Here is a 19,710-nt window from a genome sequence, read left to right on the forward strand (position 1 = left end):
TCTCGAAAAGTCCAGTCCCAATTCAATTTTCAAAGAGCCAACGCTGGAAATTTTGAAAGCGGTCGCCAGTTCCCTGGGGAACTGGAAATTGGCCTTCAAAGCTTTACAACAAATATGATACGAGGAGGGTCGCTTGTGATAAGAAATAAGTGGTTTGTCTTACTTGTATTGATTGTAGTTATGTTAGGAGCGGCCTCCATCAAGTTTTTAACAACGAACAAGTCCCTAGAAACTATACCTGAACTGCAAATCGTGGATACTAAGATGCTCACGAATATGATCAACAGTAAAAAAGATATGGTCATTGTCGATTTAAGGGAACCCGAATTATTTTCCAATAGTAGAGTACCCAACTCGATAAACATTCCTTTTGAGGAGATTCAGTTGAGGTATACTGAACTGCCTAAGGATAAGGAAATTGTCTTTGTGTGTCATACCGGTCGTATGGGAGTGGAAAGTGGGAACCTTTTGTTAGAGAATGGTTATAACCAGGTTTATAATCTTGACGGCGGTATGGCTAAATGGACGGGGGACCTCGAGAAGTAACTATCCGTTAAAATACGAGCACGTTAAGAAGGAGGACTAGCGGTTGAAAAACATTTATAAAGCAATTCTAATCCTTCTCATTGCCTCAGTCCTTGGTTCTTGTTCAATGATGGGAATGATGAATCGATCAGAACCCACAAGTGAAAAAAGACAACGGAAAGAAGTGGATATTAATCAGTTTTCAATACTTCCAATCGATGATACCTTTTATACAAGGCCTCAAATCGAAGGCGATAAGATCACATATAATATCGTTGCACAAACAAGAGGTCTCGTCGGGAATAAAACTAAACCTTTATTCCTATAACGGAACTGTACCCGGCCAAGAAATCCGTGTAAAAGTAGGGCAGCAGGTAGAAGTCAATTTGAAGAATGAGCTGGATCAGCCCGTAACCATCCACTGGCATGGATATCCTGTTCCGGTAGATATGGATGGAGTACCCGGGGTAACACAGAACGCAGTGAAACCTGGAGAGAGTTTTCAGTATTCATTTACAGCAACCGTTCCAGGCACCTATTGGTATCATTCCCATTACAAAAGTGCCGAGCAAGTGGATCTTGGGTTATATGGTGCACTGATCGTGGAGGGCGACCGGCAAACGGAGTTGGACCGAGATTATACGTTTATCCTGGATGAGATGAATAGTAAGGGAAAAGCAGGATCAAAGGGTATGATGGGAAGCTCCAATGATGATCTTTTCACTGTAAACGGCAAGTCTGGTGATTTGATTTCTGCGTACGAAATTCAAACGGGTGAGAATGTGCGGTTGCGTTTTATAAATGCAGGATATATAACCCATTATATGAACTTGGGTTCGATCGAATATAGAGTCGTGGCGGTTGATGGGCAGGCAGTAATGGATCCGCAAATAATCCAAAATAAGCTTTTGCCCGTTGGACCAGGGGAAAGATACGATGTGGAATTTACTGCGCCCGATAGCAGCTTTTTTATAAGAGAGATGTTAAATACGCCTGCTGCAGATGGATTAATCATTCCATTAATTAATAGAACATCCAAGAAAACATTGGATGAAACGGAGTATGACGGAATCTTTACATTGACTGGATCCGGGATTGCAACAGAATATGCTTCTCTTGCATCAAATAAATATGATCAAGAATACAAGATGGTGCTGTCGCATGGAATGAAAGGAATGGGGATGATCTATACAATTAATGGAAGGACATATCCTGATATCGATCCGCTTGATGTGAAGAGAGGGGATATTATTAAAGTAACATTAGAAAGCAAAGATATGATGTTCGATCATCCTATGCATTTGCATGGACACTTTTTTCAAGTATTAAGTAAGGATGGCTCACCGGTTGAAGACGGGGCGATCTTCAAAGATACACTTGTTGTAAAACCGGGCGAGAAGTATGAGTTGGCTTTCATTGCAAATAATCCCGGAGAGTGGATGTTTCATTGCCACGATCTCAACCATGCGAGTTCTGGGATGATGACATCAGTACTTTATGACGGGTATGCAATTCCGAGCCATATTGATCAATCGCAGCCGAGCGAGTAAGATTAGCGTGTTTCTACGGACATTAAGGAGTGGTCATCATTGAACGAATGTTGTCAATCATCATCGTTGGAAAAGTCGAATCTTAATTATTGCCCTATTTGTCAGCAAAAGGGCAAGAACGTTCCTCTTATTACACTCAAAGCAATGCTTATACCAAAAGCCTTAGAAACCATAGACAGTGAATTGATATACACATTCTGCTCAAATTCCTCATGTGAAGTAGTTTATTTCAGCAATGATCAAACTTACGTTTCAGACGACCTCAAAATATCTGTATTTCAGAAAAACAAGGCTTTGAATGTGCCGGTTTGCTACTGTTTTGGATGGACGAGAAAACGCCTAACGGAAGCAACTCTAAAAAACCAACGCCCCATAGAACATATACGCATGCAGGTACAAGCCAAGCGTTGTGGCTGTGAAGTTAATAACCCGCAAGGGTCTTGTTGTTTGGGTAATGTAACCTCATTTATACGCAGCATTAACACGGATAAAAATCCTACGTCTTAATATCAATATTGTTCTATAATGGATGAACACGAACGGCAGAGATCATTCCAGCCTCCTGATGGCCAGGCAATGTACACACTGCTCGGTATTCACCTGTTTTCTCCAGAGTGGCGATTACACTGCTTCTTTGCCCTGGTTTTGCATGGACATGAATATCAGTTCCGACAATTTCAAAGTCATGTTCAACATTTCCCGCGTTATACAAAATAATCTTTATTTTTTCGTTCGCATTCATGTGGATTGTGGATGGGGAAAATGAAAATTCATTCGCTATTATTGCGAGTTCATTTTTGGATAGGTCTGGTAAATTCTTCTCTAGTTGGTGTTCATGCGTAGCGTTAGGATCAGCTGTATTATTGTATTGTTTACCGTAGTAGTTATTGTGTAAATCGCTCCCTACACCCAAAATAATTATGACTGCAAACAAAACGATTACGGCAAACATAGAGACTGGTTTGGACAATAATGATGATCTTTTCTGTAAATGTTCTAGCTTTATTTCTCCCTGTAACATCAGAAATAAAAGAAACAGCACACCGGTACAAAGAACTGACATGATTTTTATGGCTGCAATTGTATATGATGTAGGGATCATGACCATAAACATTGTGCCCATCATGCCGCCCATGATACCCGATAAAAGTCCGTCCAATATGGCCATAATACTAATAGGGATTCCAGAAACTGTCCCGATGATTCCCCCGATTAACATACTAATTATTGTTGCATGAAAGATTTCACCCGGGAGCCATATAACGAGCAGCGTCCCTACGCCTAAACCGATTGTCATTCCCTGCACCATTGCAGCCATCATACCGGCCATACAGGATAAACGATGGCGGAAAACGATAATGAATCGAAGAATCCATATGGTTAAAACGGAATAAATACCCAGGAAAAAGAAAGTGTTCGTCATTTTTTGCCCTCCAGTAAATGATAGCTTGTATATTAAAAATATGTATGGAATGTCCTAAATATTAATGTGGAAAAAACTTGATTTCAACAACTTCTACACAGGGATCTCATAATTAGGAATTACAATTGAGTTATAAAAACTCATATAAGATAACCAAGAAAGGAAGTGAAGGTAAGATGAATTGGTACTGGTTGTTAATGCTTGTTTGTCCAATAATGATGATATGGATGATGAAAGGAATGCATGGCGATCATAAAGCCGGAAACTCAAATAACAGTCATTCTCTTGAACAAGTGACTAACGAGTTGAACGAATTAAAGGAACGGAATAACGAACTACATCGACAGGTTGAAAATTTGCAACAAAAACAGCATGTTTAAAATACGGAAGGGGCATATGCCTCTTCTTTGTATTTTTACATCGATTCTAAGCGCTATAACAAGGGACAAAAAAACTCCCTGGTTTGTAGCGCTTTTTCCATGTCGTGGAATTATACTCAAATATGGTTGAAGCCTTTTTTAAACACAGTCAAATTTTCATTTGAATGTATAAAAAGATCGTGCTATGATAATAATCAAATAAAGGTTTGATTGAAGGGGTGACGGAATGAGCAAAAAGGAAAAAGACACTTGTGATATTTACTGTTATGACGAACCCAAGGTTCAAAGGGTACAAAAATCGCTTGAAGGGCAAAATATTCACGGCATGGTCAAAATGTTTAAGGTATTAGCCGACGAAACACGTATGAAGATCGCCTTCGCCCTTTGTGAAGAAGATGAACTTTGCGTTTGCGACGTCGCGAATATTATCGGTTCAACAATGGCGACGGCTTCGCACCACTTACGGACGTTAAATCAACTTGGATTAGCGAAAAACCGTAAGGAAGGCAAATTAGTGTTCTACTCGTTAGAAGACGATCATGTTCGTCAATTGGTACAGTTAGCATCCACACATTCGGGGGATTTGATTACTAATGGCAAGTAATGTAGAAAATAACGCTATAAGTGAAGAAAATAAAAATGTTTTCCGCGTGCAAGGCTTTACATGTACCAATTGCGCGGGGAAATTTGAAAAGAACGTCAAGGACTTACCCGGTGTAAAGGACGCACAAGTTAACTTCGGTGCTTCAAAAATAACTGTTTACGGCAAGACAAGCGTTCAAGAACTTGAAAAAGCTGGCGCTTTCGAGAACTTAAAAGTTACGCCAGAAAAAGAACGTGTAGTCGAGAAGAAAAAACCATTTTGGTTAGCAAACTGGAATGTATTACTTTCGGTCGTTCTACTGGTTGCGGGTTATTTACTTGGTGAACAATACGGGGAAGAAAGCATTCTATCTTCAATAACATACGGCGCATCGATCATAATTGGCGGGTACGCATTATTCATTAAAGGTATAAAGAATCTTTTCCGTCTTAATTTTGATATGAACACGCTTATGACCGTAGCAATTATCGGCGCCGCGGCTATCGGCGAATGGGGCGAAGGCGCAACGGTCGTCATTCTATTCGCTATCAGTGAAGTTCTGGAACGCTACTCGATGGAAAAAGCCCGTCAATCCATTCGTTCCCTTATGGACATTGCACCGAAAGAAGCGCTAATACGTCGCGGTTCCGCTGAACTAATGGTTAACGTTGACGATATTCAAGTAGGCGATATTATGATCGTGAAACCGGGACAAAAACTTGCGATGGACGGCGTTGTTATTAAAGGGACATCAACGATTAACCAAGCCGCGATAACAGGCGAATCCGTTCCCGTATCTAAAACAATTGACGATGAAGTATTTGCGGGAACCTTAAACGAAGAAGGTTTGCTTGAAGTTAAAGTTACAAAATTAGTCGAGGATACGACGATTTCAAAAATTATCAACCTTGTCGAAGAAGCACAGGCGGAACGCGCACCTTCGCAAGCGTTCGTTGATCGGTTCGCGAAATACTATACGCCCGCGATTATGATTTTGGCGTTAGGTATTGCCGTTGTTCCTCCGCTTATCCTTGGTGGCGATTGGGGCGAATGGGTTTATAGGGGATTGGCGCTACTCGTCGTCGGTTGTCCTTGTGCGTTAGTTATTTCAACACCTATTTCGATTGTTACGGCTATTGGTAACGCGGCAAAGAATGGCGTTCTTATCAAAGGCGGTATTCACCTTGAAGAAGCTGGACGCCTTTCAGCAATCGCTTTTGATAAAACAGGTACTTTGACAAAAGGCTTCCCGGAAGTAACTAACGTTGAAACTTTCGGAACGATAGACGAAAAGGGATTGCTTGCTATCGCGGCAGTTATCGAAAAAGGGTCGCAACACCCGCTTGCTTCCGCGATTGTTCGAAAAGCTGAAAGCATCTGCGCCGATTTATCACTTACCGTTGAAGACTTTCAGTCCATTACGGGCAAAGGTGTAAAAGCGAAGGTAAACGGGGAATTGTATTACATCGGAAGTCCGAAACTTTTCACAGAACTTCATTCCAATATGAATGTTGAAACGAATCAGCGTATCGAAGTTCTTCAAAAGCAGGGGAAAACAGTTATGGTATTGGGTACTGAACAACAAGTTCTTGCCTTAATCGCCGTTGCTGACGAAGTACGCGATTCCAGTGAAGACGTTATCAAACAACTGCACGAAATTGGCATCAAGAAGACGATTATGCTTACGGGCGACAATCAAGCAACCGCCGAAGCTATCGGGCAACGACTGAATGTTACGGACGTTAAAGCCGATCTAATGCCACAAGATAAATTAGACTATATCAAGCAACTTCGCAAAGATTACGGCAATGTCGCAATGATCGGCGACGGCGTAAACGACGCGCCAGCGCTTGCGGCTTCAACGGTTGGTATCGCAATGGGTGGCGCCGGTACAGATACGGCACTTGAAACGGCAGATATTGCGCTTATGGCGGATGATTTAAGTAAATTACCATATACAATTCGATTAAGCCGTAAAACCCTAACGATAATTAAACAAAACATTACGTTTTCGCTCGGTATAAAACTTCTTGCATTGGCGTTTATTGTTCCCGGATGGCTTACGTTGTGGATGGCGGTTTTCGCCGATATGGGCGCGACGTTGATCGTTACGCTAAATAGCCTTAGATTGTTGAAGATCAGAAATAGTAAGTAATTGAAGAAGCCCCGCCACTTTCCGTTACATTTAAAGGTCAGCTAAGCGGGGGGTTCGCTTCGAATAGCGAAGGTCGGGCGGCAATAACTATCGGCTTCGGCGTTCGCTTCGTCTACGCTTCATTTCTCGATCTGCATGTTGTTTGTGGATGTTTAGTTCAATTAATGCGACTTTCTTCGACAATACACCCGCCACGGTCAACGAAGTATGGGATTTTCGGCGATGGGAGTATTTATATAGACGTTGGCCACTTCAAGCATCACAACTGAACTATTAAAAAAATTCTCATCATGTTGTTCCAGTAATCCATTCCGTTGTCCATTGCATTGATACGTGTGAGTATGTGCGACTTGCATCATAATATCACTAAATATTGAAACACTATATTTCTACTAACTACTCGGATTTAGCACGACACACTTTATGCAAATGGCTTATGAGATCATCTATCCTAAAACAAGTTTTGTAAAAGTATTTTTTGAATAATACAAACCAAATATGGATACATTTAACTGATGAACCAAACTTGAAGGGGGATTAGGTTTGTTTGCTGGACAAAAACCAAAGCAACCAAAGAAATGTAAGAATTGTATCTGGGGATATTGGGACGGAATTAAACAATTTTGTTCGAAACAAACATGTGTTCATGCGCGTGACGCGAAAACACGGAATGAAACGGTGACGCTAGAATAGCGGTATCGGACCAGTTGTAAGCGAATATGTCTAAAGAGAAGGGGCAACAAAAAATGACAATATTATCACTGAGATAACATTGTCATTTTTATTTGTTACTTTAAAATACTTCCTCCGAACAAGAAGCGCTTTTCCCACTGTTTACCTTCAATCGTATCGATTCTGACTCCACCCGACTTTTTGGAATAAGTGTGAAGGATTTTTCCATTCCCTAGATAAATACCGTTATGTGTAATACGTTCCTTACTTTTATCGATCCCGCGATAATTCGAATCTTTGCTGCCTTTATAGGACATAAAAAACATAATATCCCCTGGTTTTAGTTTTCGCCAATCTGTTGTGACTGTTCCATTCTTCTTTACATAATCCCCTTGCTTTCTCGAATCAGCCGGAAGCTTAATTTTGGCTCCCTCCAGGTAGGCTTGTCTGACAAAATCGGAACAATCAAATGTCCTGGTGTTAGAACGGCTCGACCCAAATTCATAAGGAGTTCCTAAATATTTCTTCCCGCTACTGATCACACTATGCCTGACCGAAGAAATGTTTGTTAGCTTAATATCCTGTTGATTTTGCGAAGCGGCATAAGCTTGTCCTTGGTAGAAGAGAGGACTTACAACTAGAGTGCTGGTTATCAACCCTATTGCTGCGATCTTTTTCATAGAATCCCTCCAAAAATTAAAGATATATAACTTGCTTGTTCACCCATGGTAACATGTGCGATAGGAGGGGGTTGGATGGAATGTTTTCCAATATACAAAAAGAGATAGGGAAAACGAATTGAGAGATTAATAGTTAATAGAGTTGCCGTGTTCATAAATCATTCAAATTTACAAGATAAATTAAACGATAAGACAGGTAAGCATGGCTGCGCAAATTGACACTAACTCGACATTACACTACAATGAGTAGTATAAAAACGGGTTAAAATACTACAATGAGACTTGGTAATAGGTTGCGATAGAAATTTCACTTTGAAGTTTGAACAAACGATTGGCGGTAAACCCGATTTCTTACAGAAAGGCTAATAAACCGGATGGCCCCTTTATTTAATGTCGATGTTATTGCAGAATGGCTAAGAAGTTATGGGGTATGGGCCATCCTGATTAGTTTACTGATCAACATTCTGATCAGTATATTAGGACTCGTTCCCACCCTGTTTTTATCAGGAGCTAACGCTGTTGTATTCGGATTTATCCCTGGATTTTTTCTTTCCTTGGCAGGGGAAGCACTTGGGGCAGCAGTTTCATTCTGGTTGTATCGATGGGGGTTCGGTAAGCAAAAGAAAGTAAAAAAAGAGAATTGGAAATGGTTACAACGATTTAACGAGGCGGGCCGCAGTCGTCGGGCAATGATTCTGTTTATAGCTCGGTTGACTCCACTGATTCCTTCCGGCGTCATAACTTTTGCCGCAGCGATCTCGCGAATGCCTTTTACCGATTTTTTTCTTATTACTTCGCTGGGCAAAGCCCCTTCCATTGCGTTGGAGACAATGGTGGGACATGATTTGATTCGCATCGGCGAATATTATCCCAGACTATTAATTTCGCTTTTTTGTTTATTATTAATTTATTTGTTATATAGAAAGAAACGAATATGAGACAATGTTCAGTTGCATTAGATTTGACTACATCATTACAGAAGAAGGGAATTTCATTATGAACACATTATTAATTGGAACAGGTGCATTATTTGTTCTATTCTTTGCATTACATTGGAACGCATCCCACAAAGTAAAGCAGCTCAAAGATGTGAAGAGGCAGGAAGACCGATATCAGCGACAGAAGTGGACCAAAATAGCAACCGGATTCAGGTGGGCATGGGTCGCATCTCTAATCGCGGTCATCATTAGCGGCGTGTTGTCTTTGCAGGGAACGGCTTCAAAAACGATTACGTTGACGCATGTCCATGGTCTCGGTTATTCAGGGGACGGACAGCGAATTTTAATCCCTTCTCACCTCGGTTTGAAAGTTTACTCACAAGGGAAATGGTCAGACGGTCAAGGAGAAAAACACGATTATATGGGATTTACCACTGTGGACAACGGTTTTTATAGCAGCGGGCATCCGGCACAGGGTTCGAATAAAAGGAATCCTTTTGGAATTGTAAAAAGTTCAGATGAAGGTAAAAGCTTTGAAATCCTGGATTTGTATGGGGAAATTGATTTTCATTTAATGAGTGCAAGTTACAAGACGCACACCATTTACGCAGTTAACCCGGAGCCGAACTCTAGGTTAACAACAACGGGATTATATTATTCCAAAGACGATGCAAAGACATGGAACAAAAGCGAAATGACTGGAATAGATGTTGAACTGTCCGAACTGACATCTTTAGCTGTTCACCCGTCCGATGATTCAATCGTTGCAGTTGGAACGACAAAAGCGTTGTATGTATCCAAAGATTCAGGCAACCAATTCGAAAAAATAGCCGATCTACAGGTAACTTCTCTTACCTTTGGTATGGAAGGAAATATAATCGTTGGCAGCTACAAACAAAAAGGGGTTATTTATCAAATGGATCTGCAACAGAAACAGTTGGTTGAGGTGAATATTCCAGATCTTGTTGAAGATGCAGCATCGTATATTGCACAGAACCCAACGAATACCAAAGAACTTGTTTTCGCCACTTTTAATCTGGATGTATATATATCCTTGGATGAAGGGATGAACTGGAGGAAAATTGCGGATAAAGGAAAAGGGGTTTAAGAATAACAGTGAAACGTAATCGAAGATGGATTCAAATTGTTGTATTGTCGGTCGTATTGGTAATTGGAGCTTATACAATTGGATCAGCGTTATTTAGATCAGATTCTTCCGTAAAAATTGGCTCAAAAGCCCCCGAGTTTAAGCTTTTTGGTTTGGATCAACAGGTTCATCAATTAGCAGACTATGAAGGGAAAGCACTGGTAATCAATTTTTGGGGTACGTTTTGTCCGCCATGTGTGAACGAGATGCCGGCTCTGCAAAAACAATATGATCAATGGAAAGACGACAATGTGGTAGTGCTTGGCATTAACTTAAGTGAAAGCCGGGTTACAGTACAAAGTTTTATTGATCGATACGCGATTACGTTTCCGATCATTATCGACAACGACAACGAAATCCGAAACAAATATAATGTTATGTCTTATCCCACGACGTTTTTCGTAGATTCATCTGGCGTGATCAAAGATAAATTTATTGGTGAGATGAAAGAACAAGATATCCTCATCCGGATAAATCGATTATTACAATAATTGCTTCGTGAGCAGTTTATGATCAGGAGGCTGCAATGGATAAATTATTCAACAAATATTATGATCGGTTGATGCAGCCGCTAGAAACAAAAATATTCGGCCGGATAAGAAAACAGCTTCTTTCTAAGGCGAAAGGAAAAGTGCTGGAAATTGGCTCAGGTACGGGTATTAACTTTTTGTACTATGAGTTTGCAGATCAAGTCATTGCAATAGAGCCAGATCCAATGATGTTGGAGCAATCCCTAATTAAAGCACGTGAAGCTACAGTTCCGATCGAAGTGGTACCGGGAGATGCCCAAAATCTACCGTATCCAACCAATTCGTTCGATTCAATCGTTGGAACACTAGTATTATGTACGATACCTGACCCGGCGAAAGCTCTGGCCGAAATCCATAGAGTATGCAAGCCTGAAGGAACGATTTTAATTTTTGAACACGTAAGGTTAAATCATCTGGTCCTTGGTAAAATACAAGACTGGTTAACGCCCGTTTGGAAACGATTATGTGTTGGTTGTCATTTAAACCGCAATACACTTGAAACCGTTGAACAAGCAGGTTTCAGAGTGGTGCAAACGACGTCGATGTGTAGGGAACTGTTCCTAGTAATTGAAGCAAGAATAAAATAAATTGGAAATGTGAGACTGCGGTGAACGATAAAGCGGCAGTTATTCTGGAAATAAAATAGACTGCTTTTATGTATCCGCGAAACACTACGTTATGTAGTTTATAATAGATGCTTGTCAAGGTTCGATGTGTGATGAAAGCATAACTGCCAAATCTATTTAACGGATTTTGGGGGGTGAATAGTTAATGTACTCCTTTTTTAGTAAAATTAGCGCCTTCCTTAGCGAACCATTCGTTAACGCGGCGAACACTGATATCGCCTTTCTTGCGGCGCTGTTTCTCGGTTTTGTTGGTTCGGTTGCTCCTTGTCAAATGTCAGCGAACGTTGCGGCTATTACTTACTTTGGGCAGCGTCAAGCGCAAGCAAGGTTGTCGTGGCCCGAAACGTTCATGTATTTATTAGGGAAGATGATTGTATTCAGTATTTTCGGTGCTTTGTTTTGGTTTTTCGGTCAAAAGATATCCACTGACATGATCCCTTTATATTCTTTTGCAAGAAAGCTGCTTGGGCCGTTATTGATTTTAATCGGATTGTTTTTGCTTGGCTGGATTCGGCTTCCTTTTCAACTTGGGGCTCGAGTGGCAGGATTTTTTGAAAAATTGGCCGATCGAACCGGAGGAAGGAGCGGAGCCTTTCTAATGGGGATTGCATTTTCGCTAGGATTTTGTCCAACAATGTTTGTTTTGTTCTTCGGTTCGCTTATGCCTTTGGCATTGCAATCAACATATGGCGTAGTGTTGCCATCTGTTTTTGCAATCGGTACCGCAATGCCGTTTTTACTAATTGCCGGGTTTGCTGTAGGTTTCGGGTTAGATCGAGTCATTGTTAAGCGTGCCAAAAGGTGGGGGTTGTGGATACAAAAACTTGCGGGTGTGTTATTTATAGTGCTGGGCATAAGCGATACCTTGACATATTGGACTCTAATGTAAATCATGGGAGGTGCCAACGGAAAAATAATGCAGAGTGAGAGCCACGAGTAGTTGATTAGACCTATTGTGTGATCAAGAAATTTTTCGCGAACTTACAATTTGTGACGCTTCTATAGTTTATCCTGTATCATTCGATATGAAATGATATAGAATCGACAAATATCAACACATTTAAACACGTGGGACTTAGGGCGGTGCCAGAAAAATAAAAATTATGGTATTATAAGGCTATGATTTGGAAGAAATAATAGGAAAAATGGCAAACCAGATCGAAAGGCTGGGACGCAAAGCCACGGGTCTTCTGCACTATTGCAATGATCGCCGGGTTACCCTCACAAATCTCACATCTACGAAAAACTAGACACGGCCGTTTGAGGGTACGTGTCTTTTTGTCGTGATTCTAGAATGAATACGAGGTGATGATATATGGAGGAGCGTGTACGCTATGCTGCAAAAGTTGAAGAAGTCATGCGCTGGCAAGAAAGCAGGATACAAGTATTGCTGGTGGACAGCGACCCCGTATGGCAACAACGGTTGACGGCGTTGATCGATGCTGAGCCGGATATGAGTATATCTCATATTGCAACAAACAAAGAATCGGCTATTCGAGCCAGTATGCAATTGGATTTAGACGTAATGATTCATGACCCGGTGTTACATTCGTCGCAACAGGATGGATTGGATACAATTGCCGAAGTGTTGAAGATCAAATCACTGCCAATCATTATCTTGACTTCACTCTACCAGCCCGAGATCATTGTGGATGCAATGCTGGCCGGAGCGATCAATTATATTACCAAGATCAATTATGTGGATGTCGCAAGTGCCGTCAGGGAAGCGTATCAAGGGCAATCCTCCCTTCACGCCGATGTTGCATCCATCATCCGTAATGAAATTGGACTTGTTAAGCGAAGGGAATTGCATCGAATGCTGACTCCTACTGAAAAAGAAATCTTGCAGTTGATCGGTTGGGGCTATACACAACCGGTAGTTAGAGAATTGCTCGGAATCACGTCTAACACAATGAAGACGCATGTTCGCAATATCATTCGCAAATTCGACGTATCTTCCATTCGCGAAGCAGCGGAAAAAGCGAAACGTAGGGGCTTGTACGATCAACTAGATCGCATCACCTGTTAGCGATTCGTTTCCGATTCGAGCCGTTTCGCGATGGTTTGACAACCAATGATCTGTTGGTATGAGGGAAAAATCACCCTCCTCTTTCGAATGTATTATTGGTAAAATGTGGACAAATGCAGGTATCTACAGAGGAATTTTATTACCAAGTTTGTAGGAGGTGAGAATCAAAAATTGACTTAAGTTGCGAAAAATGGCATCCTTACTGCTTCCTCCACTTTACTAGAGAAGGGACGATGATAATGAAAACGGAGCGTGAACAACCTATAATCATGACGATTAACAGGCAGGCTGGCGGAACAATTTCAGGCAGCATGCACAGCAAGGAGGGAATTGTGATGACGCTGACCCAGCACCCCGTCCCCTATGAGAAAGTAGAATTATGGCTGAAGTCTTACAAGGACTGGAAGGCGAGACTGAAGTACATGCAGTCAGAACTGTCCTACATCCCTGAATTAACGCGTACGCTACAAATGGTTGCGGCTCACAGCAGCGGCAGAAAACAGGAAACGGTTTTACGGACGGTTATACGACGTATCGAAATCACCGAACATGAAATCCCGTTGCTGCTATCCAGAATCGGTTTGATCGACTATGCTTTCTCGGCTCTCACCCCGGAAGAAAGCTTGTTCATTCGGTTACGATATATGGATCAACTGGCGCTTTCAGACGCCATGAGCCGCCTAGCACTTTCCCGCCGCGCGTACTTCTACCTTCGAAAGCGAACATTGCACAAAATCTATATGAAAATCAAAGATCGGGCGGTTTTGTTGGATTTGGATTCGTCCCAAAATGATTGACCGGTTTCAGAAGATGCATATGCGCATCTTCTTTTTTTGCGTCCATTTTTCATTTTAATACGTTTTTATTCGTTACGTCCAATCCCAGTAAATACGATTAATGTCTCGCCAATTGATTCAATGAGTATTGAGGAGATTATAACACATACATTGGATACTGAGAATAGCGAATCTATCGAATGTTCATTTGACTTACTCTGCCTTATAAGCTGAAAGAATAAGGTGGTGGAAATGTGAACTCAATTCGGGATTCGTTAGGTCAGCGCATTCGCACATTGCGGGAACAATACGGATGGACGCAAGAGCAGCTTGCAGAGCGGGCAGACCTCCATCCTAATTATATCGGACAAATTGAACGCGGGCTAAAGAACGTTTCATTGGATAATATTTATAAACTGGCTGTTGGTTTGCGCATGGATTTGTCTCAGTTATTTGTTTTTGAGAATCGCGAACTTCCAGAGCCGTTGTCCCAGATTGGCCAAATGCTACAGCATTGTTCCGAAGAAGATTTAGATTTTCTGATTCAACACATCGAGCATTTGTTGAAGTGGAGACAAAAGTAAGTAACTGCTCGAAAGGAAGCGCCGGAACTGCATCGAACATGCACCGAACGCAGCACTGGATTTGCTCTCTTTTTGCACAAAGTCTGCACGCGTTATGCACATGATCCGTGTTATGATGTTAGTGTGGACAGGTTGTGCAACCACAAGCATCATGAAGACTGGTTGTCCCTTTCATCAAGCGCCGTTTCTTTCCCTGCTATCCCAGTGGGAAGAAATACGGCGCTTTTTTTATTTTGTTACTGATACAGCAGTCGTCGACTATATTCCGAATGTAAAGGAGTTGAACTAAACATAGGGCAACGCCAACCATCAAAGGCCCGCACAATTTCTCGCACGGTGTTGCCAGGTGAGAAAGGGAGTTGATGTTGATGTATCCCGACGACACATAATAACAAGCGGCGAATGATTCATCGGCATGCGTGGAATCAAGTTTATCAAGTCTTACGATCAGACCTGGTCGCAATCAAGCGTTGGCACGCTCTGCGGCAAGGTCTTTTTTGTTGTCCTTCCCGCTTGTCAGGAAGCGTCGGCTGTCGCTCTCCCCCCTCTGTTTTGATTGATCAAACAAACCAAAACGGAGGGACGAGTATGAAAAAGATCAATTTGAAAGACATATATCCTTTTTGGAAAACGGATGTATGGGTTGAAGTGGATGACGAGGTGGCTCAGGAGCTGCATCGGTTTGAATTAATTGAAAGCGCATACAAACTGCGCACGTATCGTCACCGGGCGTATTACTCGCTGGATCGAAACGATGGAATTGAGAAGGACGTTCTTTTTCTTTCGATTTCGCCGGAGGAGTACTATGAACGCAAGCTCTCCCGGCAACAGCTTTACGAAGCGTTGTGCCAGTTGCCGGAGAAATCGGCCAGACGAATTTATGCACACTTTTTTCTAGGCATGAGCAAAGTCGCTATTGCCAGAGCTGAGCATGTCGATGAACGGGCCGTTCGTAAATCTATTAAACAAGGCTTAAAGATAATGGAGCGTCTACTCAAAAACATGTGATTTTTCGTCATTGGGTCCGGTTTTCCCGTCAGAATGAAATGTTATATAGAGGATCTTTTCAGACAGCGGCTGGTTGCATCCAGCCGCTCATCATTCTCGGTGAGAGGGGCAAGTATCGATGCATCCTATTCGATTTCGGGATGAAGAACACGAGAGGTTCTATCATCAAATGCTGGCTGAAAGGAAATGCAACGACGGCTATCATCGTGCGCTTTTTTACACATTGGGCATTTCCCGGGAAACTAGGAGTCATGTACGTGATTTGTTTGATTTTTCTAACGGCGGCATTAATCCCAAGGGCCTTTCGGCCCCATGGCAAACCGGCAGTTCCATTCGAATATGTCGGCTCGCCTTTAATCTATGGAACGGGTGGACCGAACCAGGTGGGGAACGCTTCTCCACTCCCAACGAATTATTCGATTGCAGCTACGCCCCTTTCTTTTTCGAGGCAATTCATCTTCGTTATCCGGAATATTTCCGAAGTCAGGAAAAGATTTTCAAACGGCTATCTGAACAAACCCGCTGAACAGATACCGATTGTCGGGGGTGCATAAGAAGATGAAAGAAATTAAAACGAGGGTTGTTGTAAAAAACATAAAACGGCTGGATAGGTTCAAAAATTTAATGGAACGAGTAAGGAAAACGGGTGTCCGAGTCAAGAATCATACAGACAACGATGAGTCGACTTCCCCATCTCCTGTTGAATTTGCGCAACACCGCACCGCATCGTCAATTAAAACAATGGCTCAAATGGGCATTCGCATGAAGACCAACAGCAGACTGATTCGGTTGATTCAAAAAAAGAGGGCAACTCCAGTTGAAGATGCTGCCAATCCACAATCGAGTGGGTTACCCGTAAAAAAGTATAAGAAAAAGACAGATGGGGTTATGAAGGCGAGAAAAAATTCCGTTAATGATTCCCGACTTTCCCCGAATGCCGATACTTCTAACATGAGTACACTGCGATTTTCCCGTAGGATGCAACCCCGTGAGCCGGTCGATGGAAAATACCTTTTGCCTTCTGGTCAACTACCGGGAAAACAACGCTTTGTACGAAGCCGGGTCAATGCCCGGCTTTTGCATCGTTCTCGAAAAAATAGCTCTACTAGCCAGATATTAATACGGGAAGCTAGCAGTCCAAAGTCGGTCGGGAAAAAAGAAATAATCAGCGCCGTGGCATCTCCTTCAGACAATATACGAAGCAATCGCCCTAAAACGCTGACGCCGGAGAGATTGAAGCCGCGACATTTCAGACAAGCGTTATCCCCCTCCGCCAAATCCAAACAACCAGGTTTTACGATTAAATTTAAGAACCGAAAGTTCAAGGCGTTGCCCCTATTTATTAAAACGGGGCAACGGATTAACCAGTTTAAACATCATTCGGATGCGCGTGTGGTGAGGAAAATGAATGCATTCAAAACAGCACAGCAGGCTGTGCAAATGGCAATGATTGCCCGCCGATCTGTTCAAAGGGCGCAAGCTGCCGCGAGATTTAAACTTCGGATCATTAGAATGGTTGCAAAAGCAACCGCTCTGCTCGTCAAAGGAATGGCGGCGCTTTTGGGGATTGGTAGTTCCGTTATCATCTTGCTGTGCATTATAATGGCAATAGCTGCAGTCATTTCCTCTCCCTTTGGCATCTTTGTATCCGGCGAAAATACGGACGCTGATGTAAAGCCACTTTCCCGAATTGTTCAACAGATGGACGATGAATTTGCCGCCAGACTGGAAGAGGTACAGCAATCAGCCGGCCCCGTAGATCGGGTGGAATTTTATTATCCCGGTAGCGCGGACAATACCCGAATGGATAATTGGATGGATATTATAGCCGTATTCGCCGTGAAGACCGTTATGGATACAGAAAAAGGAATGGATGTGGCTACGCTAGATACAACAAGAATCGGTATCATCGAATCCGTGTTTTGGGATATGAATCCAATAGAATCTCTCGTTGAAACGATAGAACATAAGGAAACTATTACGGTTGAACATGAAAATGGGAGCATCAGCGAAGAAACGATTACCAGCTACGAGTACATTTTGCATATTACGGTCGCAAGCAGGACTGCGGAGCAACAGGCCGATATATACAGCTTTACAAGTGAACAGATTGACTTAATGAATGAAATGCTATCCGTTGAATTTCGACCTTTCATGTTAGCGATCTTAGGTAAGGAAAAGGATATTGGATTTACGCGGGAATAACCTGAAACGATTAAACATCATCTGCCCTAAGAGGAATTGTTCGATTTGGATAAACAAGTCCTGTTTGGCAGACCGCATTCTACGAACGCAAATTGATCATCTGAAAAGATAAGGCTCAAGTTCTGAGCCTTATTCGCGTTAGCGTGCCCCATAAAGCATACATCTTCTTGCTGGACAAAATTGATTCACGGGCGGTATCAAGTGTTGACTTCAATAAACTTTGGCTGTGGAAAGCGTGTTTATTGCGAAAAAGAAGGAATAAAGTCCCCTTTTGTCAAAAAGGTAACTTTCTGGAGTAGCGAAAGGTGGGTCATCATGAACATATGTAATTATATGCATGACGATTTGTTTTATCAAAACAGGTCGGAATTATTCTATACTGTTCTCCAGTTAATTCTTTACGGATCGAGTTTGCTTTATATGACTGGTAACGGGTGGTATTTTGGCACGACAGCCAATGTCAGTTCTATGTGGAGGATTAATATTATGAGTACTGGTACCCTACCTCGAGTAAATGACCGATTGTTTTTTATCGATAAAGAGGTAATCGTTGTGAAAGTATTTTCTATTTTTCAATTGGCAGAAATTCGATACGCTTGCTCACTCACTACATTTATGGTTGATATAAAAGTTTTGCGCCAAGAAGCAGATAAAAGTAGTTCGTAAGCGTAAAACTGCCCCCACCTGTTAAAGGAATGGGGGCTGTTTTATGTTTACGAAATACAGACAAGTTAATACCCATAACTTATTGTTGAGTAGGTAACTTTCGGAAATATAACACGAACGAACGAGGTGGGTCATGCCCTATACGGATCATTATGAAAGGGATATCTATGGAATCATAGCCTTTTGGGTGCAAAATAATTATGAACATGGTCGATTTTTTGACAGAGAAATAAGCCATCATGAAATGGAACTAGCCCGTGCGAACCAACAGATGATTCAGCGTCTGGGAACAGTATTTGAGAAAACAAAATCAAAAAAAGCAGATCCCGGAACTTTGATTAATGAAGCGCAGCATGCAACACATGAATTCCACGGTTTACTCGTCTATACGCTGGATAAAGCTTTACGCTGTGAAACCATTATTTCAACCCCACAATCCCTTCTCGATCACATGATACGGGAAGCAAAAGAGACAGTATCGGTGTTTAAATTAATACAAACTGGTGGGAAGGTTTCACCAGCGGACGCAATGATCCATGAAAACTATTTTTGGTTGAGGCAGATGGCAGATCATCTTAGCTATATAACGCATTATTTAGACACATCAAATTATGAACTTCATGATCAAGTAAGAAATATGACTAAAAAATTCGAAAACTTATTCCTTCAAGCCAATGCACTCCGAACAATGATACGCCCTCCACGTAAAGAGGTATTACCGGCCTTAAACAACTTCAGCCAAATGGTTATTAAAGAGACCAAAGCCCTTGAAGCATTTAAATTGGAACTAGACGGCCTGATCAAACAATGCGCCGCCGTTACAACTTCACCACCAGATCTATTGGAACATATCGCCAGAGAAGCACATCACTTGTGGAGAAATTTGGAGGATCGGGTTGTATTGTAATCCAGAGCTGTGTGTACGATAGTGAAGGCGGTTGCTTCGGCAGCCGCTTTTTTCCTCCGCTAATTGCCTAACTGTATTGAGTTATTTGCTTCACGAGAGAATGTGCCCACATTTGTATCGGTTATGTCTGTACATTTGTTGTCGGAGGACAAGAACATACATCCATGTGAATCCGCGCACTGCGCGGTTTTTTCGTTTTGCGTGCCCAGCTAAGCACGCATCTTCTAGCCGGTGAAAGTCCGGTCGCGGGAGGAGCCAAGTCCCCGCGTAGCTAGGATACTTGCGTATGGCGAAATCTGTGCGTAAAAGCGTATCGACGAAAGTAC

General features: G+C 42.1%; 22 protein-coding genes and 1 riboswitch. Of the genes, 20 read left to right on the forward strand and 2 right to left on the reverse strand.

Annotated elements, in window-relative coordinates:
* From ACZYR9_RS25820 to ACZYR9_RS25835, 4 genes are all read left to right on the forward strand, one after another.
* Positions 1 to 546: rhodanese-like domain-containing protein (locus ACZYR9_RS25820; RefSeq protein ID WP_488981276.1), on the forward strand; the 546-nt coding region annotated here is incomplete at its 5' end.
* 43 nt (positions 547 to 589) lie between these two features.
* The gene (locus tag ACZYR9_RS25825) at positions 590 to 853 is read left to right on the forward strand and encodes a hypothetical protein (RefSeq protein ID WP_164751825.1); all 264 of its coding nucleotides are present in this window, start codon (positions 590 to 592) and stop codon (positions 851 to 853) included.
* Entirely contained in the window at positions 744 to 2,075 is a 1,332-nt protein-coding gene (locus tag ACZYR9_RS25830) for a multicopper oxidase family protein (protein ID WP_236595690.1), read from the forward strand. Before ACZYR9_RS25825 ends, ACZYR9_RS25830 begins: the two co-directional genes overlap by 110 nt.
* Before the next feature lie 39 nt (positions 2,076 to 2,114).
* On the forward strand, positions 2,115 to 2,582 hold the full coding sequence (locus tag ACZYR9_RS25835; protein WP_127608025.1) for a putative iron-sulfur cluster-binding metallochaperone: 468 nt from the start codon (positions 2,115 to 2,117) through the stop codon (positions 2,580 to 2,582).
* A gap of 13 nt (positions 2,583 to 2,595) precedes the next feature.
* On the opposite strand, the gene ACZYR9_RS25840 is transcribed toward ACZYR9_RS25835, so the two are convergent.
* Entirely contained in the window at positions 2,596 to 3,498 is a 903-nt protein-coding gene (locus ACZYR9_RS25840) for a cupredoxin domain-containing protein (protein WP_127608024.1), read from the reverse strand.
* 176 nt (positions 3,499 to 3,674) lie between these two features.
* Here ACZYR9_RS25840 and ACZYR9_RS25845 point away from each other — a divergent pair, with 176 nt between their 5' ends.
* The 3 genes from ACZYR9_RS25845 to ACZYR9_RS25855 all read left to right on the forward strand — a co-directional run bounded on the left by ACZYR9_RS25845 (position 3,675) and on the right by ACZYR9_RS25855 (position 6,616).
* A complete protein-coding gene (locus ACZYR9_RS25845; protein WP_054798818.1) occupies positions 3,675 to 3,878 on the forward strand; it encodes a DUF2933 domain-containing protein in 204 nt (67 codons plus the stop codon).
* 226 nt (positions 3,879 to 4,104) lie between these two features.
* Entirely contained in the window at positions 4,105 to 4,482 is a 378-nt protein-coding gene (locus tag ACZYR9_RS25850; RefSeq protein ID WP_054796030.1) for an ArsR/SmtB family transcription factor, read from the forward strand.
* On the forward strand, positions 4,472 to 6,616 hold the full coding sequence (locus tag ACZYR9_RS25855) for a heavy metal translocating P-type ATPase (RefSeq protein WP_127608023.1): 2,145 nt from the start codon (positions 4,472 to 4,474) through the stop codon (positions 6,614 to 6,616). Before ACZYR9_RS25850 ends, ACZYR9_RS25855 begins: the two co-directional genes overlap by 11 nt.
* A 788-nt stretch (positions 6,617 to 7,404) precedes the next feature.
* Here the strand turns inward: ACZYR9_RS25855 and ACZYR9_RS25860 are convergent.
* Positions 7,405 to 7,968: a C40 family peptidase gene (locus ACZYR9_RS25860; RefSeq protein WP_127608022.1), complete on the reverse strand. Its 564-nt coding sequence runs from the start codon at positions 7,966 to 7,968 to the stop codon at positions 7,405 to 7,407.
* Positions 7,969 to 8,342: 374 nt separating this feature from the next.
* Here ACZYR9_RS25860 and ACZYR9_RS25865 point away from each other — a divergent pair, with 374 nt between their 5' ends.
* The 13 genes from ACZYR9_RS25865 to ACZYR9_RS25925 all read left to right on the forward strand — a co-directional run bounded on the left by ACZYR9_RS25865 (position 8,343) and on the right by ACZYR9_RS25925 (position 19,384).
* Positions 8,343 to 8,906 carry a TVP38/TMEM64 family protein gene (locus tag ACZYR9_RS25865; RefSeq protein ID WP_127608021.1) on the forward strand — a complete coding sequence of 188 codons (564 nt, stop codon included), beginning with the start codon at positions 8,343 to 8,345 and terminating at the stop codon, positions 8,904 to 8,906.
* Between the two features lie 58 nt (positions 8,907 to 8,964).
* Complete coding sequence (locus ACZYR9_RS25870) at positions 8,965 to 10,014, forward strand: F510_1955 family glycosylhydrolase (protein ID WP_164751823.1); 1,050 nt, start codon at positions 8,965 to 8,967, stop codon at positions 10,012 to 10,014.
* Between the two features lie 8 nt (positions 10,015 to 10,022).
* Entirely contained in the window at positions 10,023 to 10,544 is a 522-nt protein-coding gene (gene resA / locus ACZYR9_RS25875; protein ID WP_127608019.1) for a thiol-disulfide oxidoreductase ResA, read from the forward strand.
* Between the two features lie 35 nt (positions 10,545 to 10,579).
* Positions 10,580 to 11,170, forward strand: coding sequence for a class I SAM-dependent methyltransferase (locus tag ACZYR9_RS25880; protein ID WP_127608018.1), 591 nt, complete (start codon positions 10,580 to 10,582; stop codon positions 11,168 to 11,170).
* A 184-nt stretch (positions 11,171 to 11,354) separates the two neighbouring features.
* Entirely contained in the window at positions 11,355 to 12,098 is a 744-nt protein-coding gene (locus ACZYR9_RS25885; RefSeq protein ID WP_127608017.1) for an urease accessory protein UreH domain-containing protein, read from the forward strand.
* 248 nt (positions 12,099 to 12,346) lie between these two features.
* Positions 12,347 to 12,432: riboswitch (cyclic di-GMP riboswitch) on the forward strand.
* 92 nt (positions 12,433 to 12,524) lie between these two features.
* Positions 12,525 to 13,238, forward strand: coding sequence for a response regulator (locus ACZYR9_RS25890; protein ID WP_127608016.1), 714 nt, complete (start codon positions 12,525 to 12,527; stop codon positions 13,236 to 13,238).
* Positions 13,239 to 13,477: 239 nt separating this feature from the next.
* Entirely contained in the window at positions 13,478 to 14,035 is a 558-nt protein-coding gene (locus tag ACZYR9_RS25895) for a hypothetical protein (protein ID WP_054796027.1), read from the forward strand.
* A 233-nt stretch (positions 14,036 to 14,268) separates the two neighbouring features.
* Positions 14,269 to 14,598 carry a helix-turn-helix domain-containing protein gene (locus ACZYR9_RS25900; protein WP_054796026.1) on the forward strand — a complete coding sequence of 110 codons (330 nt, stop codon included), beginning with the start codon at positions 14,269 to 14,271 and terminating at the stop codon, positions 14,596 to 14,598.
* A 588-nt stretch (positions 14,599 to 15,186) separates the two neighbouring features.
* Positions 15,187 to 15,606, forward strand: coding sequence for an RNA polymerase sigma factor (locus ACZYR9_RS25905; RefSeq protein WP_127608015.1), 420 nt, complete (start codon positions 15,187 to 15,189; stop codon positions 15,604 to 15,606).
* A 118-nt stretch (positions 15,607 to 15,724) separates the two neighbouring features.
* Positions 15,725 to 16,132, forward strand: coding sequence for a DUF6075 family protein (locus ACZYR9_RS25910; protein ID WP_127608014.1), 408 nt, complete (start codon positions 15,725 to 15,727; stop codon positions 16,130 to 16,132).
* Positions 16,133 to 16,164: 32 nt separating this feature from the next.
* Positions 16,165 to 17,811 carry a hypothetical protein gene (locus ACZYR9_RS25915; RefSeq protein ID WP_488981277.1) on the forward strand — a complete coding sequence of 549 codons (1,647 nt, stop codon included), beginning with the start codon at positions 16,165 to 16,167 and terminating at the stop codon, positions 17,809 to 17,811.
* Between the two features lie 486 nt (positions 17,812 to 18,297).
* Positions 18,298 to 18,477, forward strand: a complete 180-nt coding sequence (locus ACZYR9_RS25920; protein WP_488981278.1) for a hypothetical protein — start codon at positions 18,298 to 18,300, stop codon at positions 18,475 to 18,477.
* A 133-nt stretch (positions 18,478 to 18,610) separates the two neighbouring features.
* Positions 18,611 to 19,384: a DUF2935 domain-containing protein gene (locus ACZYR9_RS25925; protein WP_488981279.1), complete on the forward strand. Its 774-nt coding sequence runs from the start codon at positions 18,611 to 18,613 to the stop codon at positions 19,382 to 19,384.
* Positions 19,385 to 19,710: the final 326 nt, after the last annotated feature.

Source organism: Paenibacillus sp. F024, from assembly GCF_057814255.1.

Bases quoted from the DNA above. Each gene is read 5' to 3' on its own strand.
- ACZYR9_RS25830 (WP_236595690.1), top strand. From the start codon at position 744: ATGATACCTTTTATACAAGGCCTCAAATCGAAGGCGATAAGATCACAT.
- ACZYR9_RS25840 (WP_127608024.1), bottom strand. From the start codon at position 3,498: ATGACGAACACTTTCTTTTTCCTGGGTATTTATTCCGTTTTAACCATA.
- ACZYR9_RS25845 (WP_054798818.1), top strand. From the start codon at position 3,675: ATGAATTGGTACTGGTTGTTAATGCTTGTTTGTCCAATAATGATGATA.
- ACZYR9_RS25850 (WP_054796030.1), top strand. From the start codon at position 4,105: ATGAGCAAAAAGGAAAAAGACACTTGTGATATTTACTGTTATGACGAA.
- ACZYR9_RS25855 (WP_127608023.1), top strand. From the start codon at position 4,472: ATGGCAAGTAATGTAGAAAATAACGCTATAAGTGAAGAAAATAAAAAT.
- ACZYR9_RS25860 (WP_127608022.1), bottom strand. From the start codon at position 7,968: ATGAAAAAGATCGCAGCAATAGGGTTGATAACCAGCACTCTAGTTGTA.
- ACZYR9_RS25865 (WP_127608021.1), top strand. From the start codon at position 8,343: ATGGCCCCTTTATTTAATGTCGATGTTATTGCAGAATGGCTAAGAAGT.
- ACZYR9_RS25870 (WP_164751823.1), top strand. From the start codon at position 8,965: ATGAACACATTATTAATTGGAACAGGTGCATTATTTGTTCTATTCTTT.
- ACZYR9_RS25880 (WP_127608018.1), top strand. From the start codon at position 10,580: ATGGATAAATTATTCAACAAATATTATGATCGGTTGATGCAGCCGCTA.
- ACZYR9_RS25885 (WP_127608017.1), top strand. From the start codon at position 11,355: ATGTACTCCTTTTTTAGTAAAATTAGCGCCTTCCTTAGCGAACCATTC.
- ACZYR9_RS25890 (WP_127608016.1), top strand. From the start codon at position 12,525: ATGGAGGAGCGTGTACGCTATGCTGCAAAAGTTGAAGAAGTCATGCGC.
- ACZYR9_RS25895 (WP_054796027.1), top strand. From the start codon at position 13,478: ATGAAAACGGAGCGTGAACAACCTATAATCATGACGATTAACAGGCAG.
- ACZYR9_RS25905 (WP_127608015.1), top strand. From the start codon at position 15,187: ATGAAAAAGATCAATTTGAAAGACATATATCCTTTTTGGAAAACGGAT.
- ACZYR9_RS25910 (WP_127608014.1), top strand. From the start codon at position 15,725: ATGCATCCTATTCGATTTCGGGATGAAGAACACGAGAGGTTCTATCAT.
- ACZYR9_RS25915 (WP_488981277.1), top strand. From the start codon at position 16,165: ATGAAAGAAATTAAAACGAGGGTTGTTGTAAAAAACATAAAACGGCTG.
- ACZYR9_RS25920 (WP_488981278.1), top strand. From the start codon at position 18,298: ATGAGTACTGGTACCCTACCTCGAGTAAATGACCGATTGTTTTTTATC.
- ACZYR9_RS25925 (WP_488981279.1), top strand. From the start codon at position 18,611: ATGCCCTATACGGATCATTATGAAAGGGATATCTATGGAATCATAGCC.